The 13,402-nt window shown below is 55.7% G+C and carries 12 protein-coding genes; 4 read left to right on the top strand and 8 right to left on the bottom strand.

Going from position 1 to position 13,402, the window contains the following annotated elements:
• The first annotated feature begins 30 nt into the window (after nucleotides 1-30).
• The 4 genes from ACP7BE_RS15010 to betT all read left to right on the top strand — a co-directional run bounded on the left by ACP7BE_RS15010 (nucleotide 31) and on the right by betT (nucleotide 5,324).
• Entirely contained in the window at nucleotides 31-357 is a 327-nt protein-coding gene (locus ACP7BE_RS15010) for a DOPA 4,5-dioxygenase family protein (protein WP_426106353.1), read from the top strand.
• 286 nt (nucleotides 358-643) lie between these two features.
• Nucleotides 644-1,180, top strand: a complete 537-nt coding sequence (locus ACP7BE_RS15005; RefSeq protein ID WP_141228134.1) for a hypothetical protein — start codon at nucleotides 644-646, stop codon at nucleotides 1,178-1,180.
• 12 nt (nucleotides 1,181-1,192) lie between these two features.
• Complete coding sequence (locus ACP7BE_RS15000; protein WP_426106350.1) at nucleotides 1,193-2,689, top strand: hypothetical protein; 1,497 nt, start codon at nucleotides 1,193-1,195, stop codon at nucleotides 2,687-2,689.
• Between the two features lie 637 nt (nucleotides 2,690-3,326).
• Nucleotides 3,327-5,324 (top strand): choline transporter BetT, encoded by a 1,998-nt coding sequence (betT, locus tag ACP7BE_RS14995; RefSeq protein WP_094999601.1) that lies wholly within the window; start codon nucleotides 3,327-3,329, stop codon nucleotides 5,322-5,324.
• Between the two features lie 723 nt (nucleotides 5,325-6,047).
• On the opposite strand, the gene ACP7BE_RS14990 is transcribed toward betT, so the two are convergent.
• The 8 genes from ACP7BE_RS14990 to ACP7BE_RS14955 all read right to left on the bottom strand — a co-directional run bounded on the left by ACP7BE_RS14990 (nucleotide 6,048) and on the right by ACP7BE_RS14955 (nucleotide 13,359).
• Entirely contained in the window at nucleotides 6,048-6,263 is a 216-nt protein-coding gene (locus tag ACP7BE_RS14990) for a TOBE domain-containing protein (protein WP_003444581.1), read from the bottom strand.
• A gap of 34 nt (nucleotides 6,264-6,297) precedes the next feature.
• Complete coding sequence (gene ssuB / locus ACP7BE_RS14985) at nucleotides 6,298-7,104, bottom strand: aliphatic sulfonates ABC transporter ATP-binding protein (RefSeq protein WP_095017916.1); 807 nt, start codon at nucleotides 7,102-7,104, stop codon at nucleotides 6,298-6,300.
• Nucleotides 7,101-7,907 (bottom strand): aliphatic sulfonate ABC transporter permease SsuC, encoded by an 807-nt coding sequence (gene ssuC / locus ACP7BE_RS14980; protein WP_016782831.1) that lies wholly within the window; start codon nucleotides 7,905-7,907, stop codon nucleotides 7,101-7,103. Before ssuC ends, ssuB begins: the two co-directional genes overlap by 4 nt.
• Before the next feature lie 7 nt (nucleotides 7,908-7,914).
• Nucleotides 7,915-9,063: an FMNH2-dependent alkanesulfonate monooxygenase gene (gene ssuD, locus ACP7BE_RS14975; protein ID WP_016782830.1), complete on the bottom strand. Its 1,149-nt coding sequence runs from the start codon at nucleotides 9,061-9,063 to the stop codon at nucleotides 7,915-7,917.
• Nucleotides 9,064-9,094: 31 nt separating this feature from the next.
• Nucleotides 9,095-10,060: a sulfonate ABC transporter substrate-binding protein gene (locus ACP7BE_RS14970; RefSeq protein WP_095017915.1), complete on the bottom strand. Its 966-nt coding sequence runs from the start codon at nucleotides 10,058-10,060 to the stop codon at nucleotides 9,095-9,097.
• Nucleotides 10,061-10,161: 101 nt separating this feature from the next.
• Entirely contained in the window at nucleotides 10,162-10,755 is a 594-nt protein-coding gene (gene ssuE, locus ACP7BE_RS14965) for an NADPH-dependent FMN reductase (protein ID WP_094999605.1), read from the bottom strand.
• A 310-nt stretch (nucleotides 10,756-11,065) separates the two neighbouring features.
• Complete coding sequence (locus tag ACP7BE_RS14960; protein ID WP_083369699.1) at nucleotides 11,066-11,704, bottom strand: peroxiredoxin; 639 nt, start codon at nucleotides 11,702-11,704, stop codon at nucleotides 11,066-11,068.
• Between the two features lie 293 nt (nucleotides 11,705-11,997).
• Nucleotides 11,998-13,359 carry an OprD family porin gene (locus tag ACP7BE_RS14955; protein WP_426106345.1) on the bottom strand — a complete coding sequence of 454 codons (1,362 nt, stop codon included), beginning with the start codon at nucleotides 13,357-13,359 and terminating at the stop codon, nucleotides 11,998-12,000.
• Nucleotides 13,360-13,402 lie beyond the last annotated feature (43 nt).

The following is a 13,402-nucleotide window of genomic DNA, read 5'->3' as shown; positions in this document are numbered from 1 at the left end:
GAGAGGGCGGGGTGAGGGCAAGAGGTACTTATGCACCGAATCAAGGGCTACCACGCCCACCTCTATTTCGACGCCTCGACCATCGACCAGGCGCGTGCCTTGGGCGAAGAGGCCAAGCGACTGTTTGGCGTCACCATGGGCCGCGTCCACGAACGCCCGGTTGGCCCGCACCCGGACTGGAGCTGCCAGCTGGCTTTCGGCCCTGAACTGATCGGCATCGTCCTGCCGTGGCTGGCGCTCTACCGGCACGGTCTGGTGGTGTTTTTGCATCCCGATACCGGCAACGACCTGCTGGACCACACCGACCATGCTATCTGGATGGGCGCGATTCGGCCGCTGGACTTGTCTGTTTTTTAAACGGGGGCGCGCAGTTCTGCGCCCTGTTTAACCCTCTCCTACATACTATTTTTAGTTACGGAAATATCCGACATTAAGAACGGCGGCTTCGCTGTGGTCATATTTTGGTACCAGGCCTAAAGTTTTCAGGGCGTTAAGGTTTTTAATCTCGCTCTTGGATGGGGTATGGAAATGACACGTCCAAAAACCATGTTCCGCGCTGAGCTATGAAGATTGAATTTTGTTGGTCGCTATATTTATTACTCCTGTGGAAATGGCGATACATCAGTAATATTGGAGGCTGGTAGTGCGTAGATATCTTCAAGGTGGGCTTATATCACTGGTGTTTGCTTGGGGCTCAATGCCCGCCCATGCAGCTTGCACGTTTGTTAATGAAAAAACGAATATCAGTGTTTTTTCCTTTGATGTTTCGGATAAGGATTGCGAGCTTATTGATTTTAACGGTGAAAGCGTGGTCACTCTTCGTGTTGAGTATCCTTCCATGAAGTTGGTTGATTATAAAAATAAATCTAACAATGTAATGGTGTTAGTTTTATTTCCTATATCCGTTCCTCCGTTTGATATAAATCGAGCCACCCGAACATTAAAAACCATTGCGTCTTTTGATGGGGTTGAACTGTTAGAGGATAGTGAAAAGACTTATAGAGTTGCGGGCCGTGATGGAAGCAATGCATATATATATGAGTGGGACCTGATTTATATGGGAAAAAGAGCGTACAAAAGTACTTTTGGGATTGACTATTTGTTTAGCCGTGAGATTTCCAACCTTAAAGAAGCCGATGTTTTTGTGTTGAATTTTCTGGATCGTTTTTTAATTAATTAAGGAGGCGCCAATATGGTGCAAATACCTCTGGCACCCGCGGATATCAAATACCTGGAACGTAGACTCGCCGTGAAAGACTACGCGGGAGGATACCATTACTTATATAATGTTGCTCAAAAAGCCATTGCCAACCAGGCCGATGGCGAAGTGAGAGACCAGATGTTGATGACGGCTAACTGGCTTATGGCTGCAAAATCTATCAATAATATTGACGGAAGCTTTGCAAGCGAACTGGTTTCCAATTCCATGCGATATGCAGTTGAGCGCTCCGGAAGGAAATTCACTTCGCGTATGTATAAAAATGCTTCTGACAGATTAGCCCACCAAGTTATTGCGGATTTTATTCACGCTAAAGGCATTTTGCCAATTAAAGATGTGATCAAAAGAGACGTGCAAGCCGCAGTAAAATACTTAGGTTTGGAACCATGGCAATGGGCCGGGACGCTCGGTGATGAGTTTCCTGTGTGGGGGGGTGGACTAGGGCATAATTACGTTGAGATTCCGGGCCGTAACTTTTTAGAGCAAATGGAAAATTATGCCACGGTATTTATACAAAATGCCGCTGCTATCGGGATGATTTTCGAAAAGTATTTTGGCAATGCCTCAATGATTATACCTATTGTAATAAAAATAGTATTTGAAGATTTATTAGTAAAAGGTGTAGAGGTTGATATTTCACTGTCTGTAGTTCCAGGTGGCGGTATAAGTAACGGTACGGCTGGTAGTCTTGACAGTGGCGGAAGTGGGGGGCCAGGTGGCGCTACTTCTGCATCGAACGGCTACAGCACAGGCGGAGGGGTACCTGTGACAAATATCGAAAGGCCAGCTGCTAATGTTGATATTTCTTTGGAAAGTGTTGGAGGTCTCAACTATATAACGCCAGAACAAATTGCAAGAATGAAATGCGCCTTAGAAAACAAAGTAGACCCTTTGATTTTGGATCTGGGTGGGGCCGGAGCAAAACTCACCAACCCTCATGCCTCTCCTGTTCATTTCGACATGAACAACGACGGCGAGAAGGTGCAAACGGGGTGGAGCAGCCCTGACGAAGGTATGGTTGTTTTGGACCTTGATGGAAACGGAAAAATTGATAATGTCTCGGAGTTGATGTCAGAGTATTTTGGTGCCGAACAAGGAAGCCGAGATTCTCCGAGTAAAAAGAACTTTGATAATGCATTTGATGCACTGCGCAGCCTGGATAGCAACAAAGACCTTAAATTTGATAACCAGGATGAACGCTGGGGCGATGTGAGGGTTTGGGTTGATGCCAATCATGATGGCCAAAGCAGGATTGAGTCGACTGGTACAAGCGAGTTACATTCGCTGGACGAGTTAAGTATTTCACAGATTGATCTGAACTATACAAGGCCATTAGCAGATGCTCGAAATGGTAATGATATTGTAGGTGTCAGTGGTTTTACTCAAAAGGGTGAAATTAAAGAAGCAGTGGCCGTTAATTTCTCGACGATAACTCCCGATGAGCCATCGGCAGAGACATTGAAAAGTTAAATTGATATAAATATCCGTTGAAAGAAAGCATGATTTATCTGTCGATTGATTTTTATCTAGGTTCTATTGTTAACTTCGATGTATGAAAGAGAGTGTTTGTAGTCTTAAATTTTTGATAACTGTAATCGGGTAACATTATCAGGTGTTCTTTGTGAATCTCTGTTTGTTCGTATTGGTGCTTGTAGATTGCGGGCGCCAATGCGAGATAAGTCTCTGGGACCACTTCAATCAATAGGGTCCCCCCCTCTGCTGTAAATTCGTCGGTACTTTCCTCCTGAGGCACTACTGATCGGCGTCTAAATCAGTCTATTTTTTGATCACTGCGCTTCTGCGAACATTTTTTTTGGATTTTTTTTCAGCGCCCGAAATTCCCGTTTTCTTTTGCCGCCTCTCCCCCCTGATAGCCCCACGCTATAAAGGCTGAACGATGATCATGGCCATGTGTCATACCTTGCCATGAGCTAACGTATCAGGCGTGCAGCTGCGGGCAGCGATTAGTGCTGAAAGGCCATCCATGTTTAACTTGAATGCTTGTTCAAGTTAAACCGGTGGTCCGCTGCCCGCTCACAACAGGAGGCTAACCCTTGCCGAATCCGCTCTTTTTGATCCCGTTTTACCTCTATAAGGTGCACATCCAATGAGTGTACCGATCACGTCCGAGACGTCCTCGATCCGCATGAACCCGCCGGTGTTCTACTTTGCCGCCGCGTTTATCCTGATCTTCGGTGTGGTGGTCATCGCCATGCCTGCCGCTGCCGGCGAATGGCTGCTGGCCGCACAAAACTGGGCGGCCAACACGGTCGGCTGGTACTACATGTTAGCGATGACCCTGTATCTGATCTTCGTGGTCGTCACCGCCTTGTCCGGCTACGGCAAGATCAAGCTCGGTGCCGACCACGACGAACCCGAGTTCAGTTACCTGTCCTGGGCGGGCATGTTGTTCGCCGCCGGGATCAGCATCACGCTATTTTTCTTCTGTGTGTCCGAACCCCTCACCCATATGCTCAACCCGCCGCAGGGCCCGGCCGGCAATGCCGAGGCTGCGCGCCAGGGCATGCAGCTGCTGTTCCTGCACTGGGGTCTGCACGGTTGGGGTGTGTTCGCGTTCGTCGGCATGGCGCTGGCCTACTTCGCCTACCGGCATAACCTGCCGCTGGCGCTGCGCTCGGCGCTCTACCCGCTGATCGGCAAGCGCATCAACGGCCCCATCGGTTATGCGGTGGATGGTTTCGGCATTATCGCCACGGTGTTCGGCCTGGGCGCCGACATGGGCTTTGGGGTGCTGCATCTCAATTCCGGCCTCGACTACCTGTTCGGCATGCCCCATACCCAATGGGTGCAAGTGGGCCTCATCACGTTGATGATGGGCGCCGCGATTCTGGTGGCCATTGCCGGTGTCGACAAGGGCGTGCGGGTGATGTCCGACATCAACATGCTGCTGGCCTGTGCCCTGCTGCTGTTTGTGTTGTTCGCCGGCCCCACCCAGCACTTGCTCAACACTCTGGTGCAGAACATCGGTGACTACCTGGGTGCACTGCCCACCAAGAGTTTCGATGTGTATGCCTACGACAAGCCAAGTGACTGGTTGGGCGGCTGGACCGTGTTCTATTGGGCCTGGTGGATCGCATGGTCGCCCTTTGTAGGCCTGTTTATTGCGCGTATTTCCCGTGGCCGGACCATCCGCGAGTTCGTGTTCGGCGTGCTGCTGATTCCACTGGGCTTCACCCTGGCGTGGATGTCTATTTTCGGCAACAGCGCCATCGACCAGGTGCTCAACCACGGTATGGTTGCCCTCGGCCAGTCGGCTATCGATGACCCGTCGCGTACGCTGTACCTGCTGCTTGAGACCTACCCGTGGAGCAAGACCGTTATCGCGGTGACGGTGTTTATCAGCTTCGTGTTCTTCGTGACCTCGGCTGACTCCGGTACTGTGGTGCTGTCCACCCTCTCGGCCCGTGGCAATAACGCGGACGAAGACGGCCCGAAATGGCTGCGGGTGTTCTGGGGCGCGATGACTGCGCTGGTCACCAGTGCGCTGCTGTTCTCAGGCAGTATCGATGCGCTCAAGTCAGCGGTAGTACTGACCTCGTTACCGTTCTCGCTGATTTTGCTGCTGATGATGTGGGGCCTGCACAAGGCGTTCTACCTTGAGTCGCAGAAGAAGATTGCGCAGACCCACTCCCTGGCACCCGTTTCGCACTCGCGTCGTGGTGGCTGGCGCCAGCGCTTGAGCCAGGCCGTGCACTTCCCGTCGCGGGACGAGGTGTACCGCTTTATGGACACCACCGTGCGCCCGGCGATTGAAGAAGTGAGCGCTGTGTTCCGGGAGAAAGGCCTTAACGTTGTCACCCAGCCAGACCCGGCCAACGACAACGTGAGCCTGGAAATCGGTCATGGGGATGAACATCCGTTTATCTACCAGGTGCAGATGCGTGGCTACTTCACGCCGTCCTTCGCCCGGGGTGGCTTCGGCAAAAAGGAGCAACTGCGTAATCGCCGTTACTACCGTGCTGAAGTGCATCTGGCCGAAGGCAGCCAGGACTACGACCTGACGGGCTACACCAAAGAGCAGATCATCAACGACATCCTCGACCAGTACGAACGCCATCTGCAGTTCTTGCATTTGGTGCGCTGATTGGTTTGGTGGTGATTCAGGCTGCTGTGATGGCCTGAGTCACCGGGCTGATGCCATCGCGAGCAAGCCCGCTCCCACAGGTTTTGGGTGTTCTCACCATGTGTGGATGCTCGTCAAACCTGTGGGAGCGGGCTTGCTCGCGATGCAGGCGCTGCGATTTCTACAGACCTTTCGCGCACTTATGTGGGATCGGGCTTTCACCCGCGTTACCCTATTGTGATGCCCCAGGCGGGCTGCCTATAGTCCGCTCCATCGCTGAACATCAGCGATCAGGCGTGCAAGCCTGACTCTCAGATTTCCAACTTTTCATTTCGCTTGGTAGGCTTTGCGCCTGCAATCGGCGTTATGGCGGTTGTGCGCGGGAGATCTTCGGGTCTGCCGGGTTATCTGGGACCGGTCTTGCACACCCGCGCACAATTGCTACCCTCTTTCTGCGTGCAAGCTGATTGAGGTGGCTCCTTTTCTTAGGAGTTAAAGCATGTCCCAGTACGTTCCCCAAACCGACAATCCCGTCGGTTCCCACGTTTTATTGATCGATCCCCGCGCCTCTGTATCTGCCCTGCTGGCCTGTGCCGAGCAGCGCACTCAGGCGGCCAAGAATTTGTTGCGCTGTTTATCGCTGATGAGCGGCCACAGCCATGACCCCCAGGATTTGAGGGCGATTTTCAGGCACAAAAAACCCCGAAGGGCTTACGCCGTTCGGGGCTGTGAATCACCCATGATTTACAACTTGGCGATGGACACTTCAGTGGACTTTACGAACGCGATCACTTCGCTACCGACCACCAGCTCCAGCTCCTTGACCGAGCGGGTGGTGATCACCGAAGTCACGATGCCCGACGCCGTTTGTACGTCGATTTCCGACAGCACGTCGCCCAGTACGATTTCCTTGATGTGGCCTTTGAACTGGTTGCGAACGTTGATGGCTTTAATGGTCATGGTGTCGATTCCTGTCTTGGGATAGAAAGTGGGTTTATTGCGCCCAGCGCAGTTGCGTAGGCAGCGGTGCAACGGGTTCCGGCTCAGGTGGCGAGCCAGGCAGTGCAAGAACACGGTTCAGTACTTCGGTTTCCAGTGCCGCCAGGCGATGCGAGCCGCGTAGCCGTGGGCGTTGCAGGTCGACCGTGAGGTCCAGCCCTACCTGGCCTTCTTCAATCAAAATGACACGGTCGGCAATCGCAACGGCTTCGCTCACGTCATGGGTCACCAGCAATACGGTAAAACCATGCTGGCGCCACAGGCGTTCAATCAGTTGCTGCATTTCGATGCGGGTCAGGGCATCCAGCGCGCCCAGCGGCTCGTCAAGCAGCAGCAGGCGCGGTTGGTGGATCAGGGCGCGGGCCAGGGCCACGCGCTGCTTCTGACCGCCCGAGAGTGCTGCCGGCCATTCATTGGCGCGCTCGGCCAGGCCGACTTCTTCCAGTGCCTTGAGCGCCTTTGGCCGCCAGTCGCCTTTAAGGCCCAGGCCCACGTTGTCGATGACTTTTTTCCAGGGCAGTAAACGCGCTTCCTGAAACATCAGGCGCGTGTCTTCACGGGCCTCTTGCAGGGGCGCACTACCGGCCAGCAACTGGCCTGCAGTGGGCTGATCCAGGCCGGCCAGCAAACGCATCAGGGTGCTTTTGCCGCACCCGCTGCGGCCTACGATGGCGACAAACTGCCCTGCCGGAATATGCAGGTTGATATCACGTAGCACCAGGCGCTCACCGAAGGCCTTCTGCAAGCCGTTGATGGCCAACGGTATGCCCTGGCGCAAACGTGGAGGTTGTTGAGCTGTCATGCTGCACCGCCTTTAACCACTTGATACGCCGGGTGCCAGCGCAACCAGATGCGCTCCAGCCCCCGGGCTGCGGTGTCGGCCAGTTTGCCGAGCACTGCGTACAAAACAATCGCCAGCACCACCACGTCGGTTTGCAGGAACTCCCGGGCGTTCATCGCCAGGTAGCCAATGCCGGAGCTGGCGGAGATGGTTTCGGCCACGATCAAGGTCAGCCACATAAAGCCCAGGGCAAAGCGCACACCCACCAGGATCGACGGCAGCGCGCCCGGCAAGATCACCTGCCAGAACAGGCTGAAACCGGACAGGCCATAGTTGCGCGCCATTTCCACCAGCGCCGGGTCAACGTTGCGGATGCCGTGGTAAGTGTTGAGGTAGATCGGGAATAAAGTCCCCAGCGCCACCAGAAAAATCTTCGCTGACTCGTCGATGCCGAACCACAGGATGACCAGCGGAATCAGCGCCAGATGCGGCACGTTGCGGATCATTTGCACCGAGCTGTCGAGCAGGCGTTCACCCCATTTCGACAGGCCGGTGATAAAGCCCAGCGCCAGACCGATGCTGCCACCGATCACAAAGCCGAGCCCGGCGCGCCAGCCGCTGATGGCCAGGTGTTTCCAGATTTCGCCACTGCGCACCAGCTCGACGCCGGCCGTGATCACGGCACTGGGGGCGGGCAGGATGCGTGTCGACAGCCAGCCCGCTGACACGGACAGCTGCCACACTGCCAGCAGCAAGACCGGCAAGGCCCAGGGCGCCAGGGTGTGACCGATATTTTTGAGGCCCGAGGCCTTGCCTGAACTCATGGCGACCTCAGCTCTGCGACGCGGCTTTAGGGAGGATGTCATTGGCGACCATTTCGCCAAACGGGCTCACGTAGCCTGCACTTTTTGGCAGTTCCGGGCGTTCGATATCCAGGTGCGGGAACAACAACTCGGCCACACGGTAGGACTCTTCCAGGTGCGGGTAACCGGAGAAAATAAAGGTGTCGATGCCCAGGTCGGCGTATTCCTGAACCCGTGCGGCCACGGTCGGACCATCCCCGACCAGCGCCGTACCAGCGCCGCCCCGTACCAGGCCCACGCCTGCCCACAGGTTAGGGCTGACTTCGAGGTTGTCGCGGCTGCCGCCGTGCAGGGCGGCCATACGCTGCTGGCCCACCGAGTCAAAGCGCGACAGCGAGGCCTGGGCACGGGCGATGGTGTCGTCGTCCAGATGCGAGATCAGTTTGTCGGCGGCCTTCCAAGCCTCCTCGTTGGTTTCACGCACAATTACGTGCAAACGAATGCCGAAACGTACGGTGCGGCCCAATTTGGCGGCCTTGGCGCGCACCTGTTCGATTTTTTCTGCAACGGCAGCCGGTGGCTCGCCCCAGGTCAGAACCATTTCCACTTGTTCGGCGGCCAGATCCTGTGCGGCTTCCGAAGACCCGCCGAAATACAGCGGTGGACGCGGTTGCTGAATCGGCGGGTAAAGCAGCTTGGCGCCTTTGACGGTGATGTGTTCACCATCGTAGTCCACGGTTTCGCCTTCAAGCACACGGCGCCAGATGCGGGTGAACTCTACCGAGGCCTGATAACGCTCTTCGTGGCTGAGGAACAAACCATCACCGGCCAGCTCTTCCGGGTCGCCGCCGGTGACCAGGTTGAACAGGGCGCGGCCACCGGACAAACGGTCCAGGGTCGCGGCCTGACGCGCTGCAACGGTGGGCGACACAATGCCCGGGCGCAGGGCTACGAGAAATTTCAGGCGCTGGGTTACCGGAATCAGCGATGCCGCCACCAGCCATGAGTCTTCGCACGAACGACCTGTAGGAATCAGTACCCCGCCAAAGCCCAGGCGGTCAGCAGCCTGCGCGACTTGTTGCAGGTAACCGTAGTCAACGGCGCGGGCGCCTTCGGAGGTGCCAAGGTAATGGCCATCACCGTGGGTAGGCAGGAACCAGAAAATATTGAGGCTCATGGAGTGGTCTCCTAATTAGGGGCAGCAAGCGTTAGTTGGCTTTGGCCAGATTGGCCGGGGGCGTCCAGATCACGTCTTTCACAACCAGCGGCTTGGGGATCAGCTTGAGCTGGTAAAAACTGTCGGCGATTTTTTGCTGCGCGTTGACCACTTCCGGGGTCAGAAACTGTGCGCCGTAGCCTTGGCGCTTGACCGCCGTGAGGGTGATCTCAGGAGACAGGCCCAGCAGTGGTGCGACTTGTTTTGTCACGTCCTCGGGGTGGGCCTTGGCCCATTCGCCAATAGTGCGTACTTCATCGACCAGGGTTTCGATCACCTTGGGGTGCTGTTCGGCATAAGGCTTGGTAGCCAGATAGAACTGATGATTATCAGCGATGCCACTGGCGTCACGCAGGGTGCGCGCTTGCAGCTGTTGTTCGGCGGCAGCCTGGTACGGGTCCCAGATTACCCAGGCATCGACACTGCCGCGTTCAAAGGCAGCACGGGCATCGGCGGGGGGCAGGAACACGGTCTGGATATCGGTGTATTTAAGGCCGGCGTCTTCAAGGGCGCGCACCAGCAGGTAGTGCACGTTGGAGCCTTTGTTGAGGACGACTTTTTTGCCTTTGAGGTCTTTGACCGAGGTGATGGTCGAATCCTTGGGCACCAGAATCGCTTCGCTGGTGGGGGCTGGTGGCTCGTAGGCGACGTAGAGCAAGTCGGCGCCGGCGGCCTGGGCGAACACGGGCGGGGTTTCGCCGGTCACGCCGAAGTCGATGGAGCCCACGTTCAGGCCTTCAAGCAATTGCGGGCCACCGGGGAATTCGGTCCATTGCACGTCAACGCCCTGCTCGGCCAGGCGCTTGTCCAGCGTGCCTTTGGCCTTGAGCAGCATCAGCGTGCCGTATTTCTGATAGCCGATGCGCAGGGTATCGGCTTGGGCCTGGGTAACAGCACCGAAGGACACAGCCGCAGCTAAGAGTGCGACCAGACCACGACGCAAAATGACAGGGCGCATGGCGCTCTCCTTTTTTGTTGTTCGGGATTCGGGTAGCACCTGCTGGGCCGTTAGCGGATCAGTAAGGTGGTGGAGCTTTTATCGGTGGGAAAAATGCTGTTTCAGATACTCCAGCGAGCCGTCACCAGACGCTCGTTGAGGATGCTCGGGTCCAGAGGCTTGGGGCGTCGCGCCAGGGCGCTGTAGAACTGTTCGAGTGACTCTTGCAGGCGCTGTTCCAGAATCGGCACCAGTTGCGCTTGTGCGCCGCCTTCGCCGTAAGCAATCTGGCTGTCTTCGGCAAAAATGCCCTGAAGCATTTCCTGGGCCTTGAGTGCCGACAGTACTGGCTTTAGGGCGTAGTCCACGGCCAGCATGTGGGCGATGCTGCCACCGGTGGCGATAGGCAGTACCACTTTGTGGCTCAGGGCGCGTTCGGGCAGCAGGTCGAGCACGGTTTTCAGCGCGCCGCTGAACGAGGCTTTGTACACCGGGGTGGCAATCACCAGGCCATCGGCGTTTTCGATCTGTTGCAACAGGTCGATGATTTTCGGGCTGTCGAAGCGTGCGTGCAGCAAGTCCTCGGCCGGAAAGTCGCGTACCTGATAGCTCACCACTTCAACGCCTTGCTGGTTGAGCCAGCGTTTGGCGTGGTCCAGCAACACTCCTGAGCGGGAACGTTGGCTTGGGCTTCCTCCGAGTGTCACGACCAGCATCTAGACGTTTCCTTGAATGAATATGTGCAATTCGCTGTCAGCGTTTTCGCTTGAGTGAACAGACCATAACAGGTGATTTATATATCTATAAATCATATTTATTCATTTGTTTATTCTTATAATGCATATGCCTTTTTGTTAAATCGAAAGCAAAAAAAAGGCCGTCGAAACGGCCAAAAACCCTGTTGAAGACACGGTTGCATGCTTGTGGGAGCGGGCTTGCTCGCGATGGGATCGGCGCGGTGTATCAGAAAAAAACGCGGCGCCATCATCGCGAGCAAGCCCGCTCCCACAGGGTATGAGGTTGGTTTTACTTGTTCGGCTGCGGCGTCAGGCGCAGGTAGGGCTTCACGGCGCGGTAGCCCTTGGGGAAGCGACGCTTGATTTCGTCTTCGTCCTTGAGCGACGGCACGATCACGACCTCGTCACCGTCCTGCCAGTTGGCCGGGGTGGCCACTTTGTGGCTGTCGGTCAGTTGCAACGAGTCGATCACCCGCAAAATTTCGTTGAAGTTGCGCCCGGTGCTGGCCGGGTAGGTAATGGTCAGGCGGATTTTTTTGTTCGGATCAATCACGAACAACGAGCGCACGGTCAGGGTGTCGCTGGCATTGGGGTGAATCAGGTCGTAGAGGTCAGACACCTTGCGATCGGCATCGGCCAGGATCGGGAAGTTGACCACGGTATTCTGGGTTTCGTTGATGTCCTCGATCCACTTGTGGTGTGAGTCCACCGGGTCTACCGACAGTGCGATGGCTTTGACGCCGCGCTTGGCAAACTCGTCCTTGAGCTTGGCGGTGAAGCCCAGTTCGGTGGTGCACACCGGGGTGAAGTCCGCCGGGTGCGAAAACAACACGCCCCAGCTGTCGCCCAGCCATTCATGGAAACGGATCTTGCCGGCGCTGGAATCCTGTTCGAAATCGGGGGCGATGTCGCCGAGTCTGAGGCTCATGGTGCAGCTCCTTTTTATTGGCAATGGCGGGGCGTGATGGAGCCACTCTGCCTGCCTCTGGAGCTAATTAAAAAGAATAAATATCGATTTGATTAGAACAAAAAGAGATATTAAAAACTGTTTCATTGGACGCAGCCCAGGCGTGGGGCCACTGTGGGTTCTGGTTTAGGCAAGGGGAGCGGCAGGGAGCTGCGACTATTAATGTGTTGCGAATTGACCGTTGAGGTCTTCGGTAAACACCCTGCCCGGCATTGCGCCGGGCAGGATTTTTCTTACTTTGTACTAATTCACGCTTACAGCAACGGGATCGAGTAGCTCACGATCAGACGGTTTTCGTCCTGGTCGCGCTGGCCAGCAATATCGTTGCGCCACATGGCGTTTTTCCACATGAAGCCCAGATTTTTCAGCGTGCCTTCCTGGATCACGTAAGCCACGGTGATATCGCGTTCCCACTCGGAAGAGCCATTGCTGGTTTGCACATTTTTGCTGTTGTAGGTGTCGATATTGTCGCCACGCAGGTAAACCGCGCCCGCCGTCAGGCCAGGTACGCCGACTTTGGCGAAGTCATACGAGTAACGCGCCTGCCAGGTACGCTCGCCAGCACGGGCGAACTTCGAGATCTGCATATCGGTAGGGATGTACGCCGATGCGCCGTCGCCCTGGTTCAGGAACGGGAAGTCGCTGCTGCCGTTACTCACCTGATAACCGCCACCGAAGGTGTGACCTTCAACGGTGTACAGGAACAGGCCGCTGATCAGGTTGTTGTCGACCTTGCCTCTGCCGCTACCTGCAGAGCTGTTGGCGTAATCACCGGTGGTGTAATACGCAGAGTCGTGGCCGTTCTTGCCGTCGTCGGTGCTGTTGAAGTAGCGCAGGTCAGATTTCAACACGCCCGGACCGATGGACCAGTTGTGAACCAGGCCCAGGAAGTTTTGTTTGTAGAAATCTTCCAGGTTGCCGTAGTAGTACTGCAGCAACAGGTCTTTGTTGACCTTGTAGTCCACACCGCCGTAGTAGAACTTGTTAACGAACTTGCCCGTAATGGAATTGTTCGCGCCGGCAATCGACAGGCCTTCGTTGTTGCTCGAGTTACGGCCCTTGGCGTGCTCGATCTGGCCGCCGGTGAAGGTCAGGTCCTTGAACTCGCTGGAAGTGATCTGGCCACCCTGGAAGGTTTGCGGCAGCATGCGACCGTCGTTGCTAACGATAACCGGCAGTTTAGGCTGCAGGGTACCGATGCGCAGTTCGGTCTGGGACACCTTGGCTTTTGCGGTCAGGCCCAGGCTGGAGAAATCGTCTACAGCGTGGTTGCCATCGCTTGGGAACACCGAACCGCCATAGTTTGCGCCGGTAGGGTTGCCGTGTTTGCCAGCGCTGGAGTCGAGCTTGACGCCCAACAGGCCAATGGCATCAATACCGAAACCGACTGTGCCCTGGGTGAAGCCCGAAGTGAAGTCCAGCTGGAAGCCCTGGCCCCATTCTTCAGTCTTGCTTTGCGCACCGGCAGCTTTGGTGCCCGAGTCACGGTTATCGTTATTGATATAGAAGTTACGCAGCTTCAGCGTGGCCTTGCTGTCTTCGATAAAGCCGGCAGCGCTGGCTTGTTGTGCCAACAATCCTACGGCCACAGCGATGGCCAAGGTGGACTTGTGCATTGTGTTGCTCCTTTGCGTTTCTAATTTTTGTAGTTCCTCAGCC

This window comes from Pseudomonas sp. TWR1-1-3, assembly GCF_049896805.1.
GTDB lineage: Bacteria > Pseudomonadota > Gammaproteobacteria > Pseudomonadales > Pseudomonadaceae > Aquipseudomonas > Aquipseudomonas bubulae.
The sequence above is the reverse complement of the archived record's forward strand: the minus strand, read 5'-3'. Positions and strand labels throughout refer to the sequence as shown.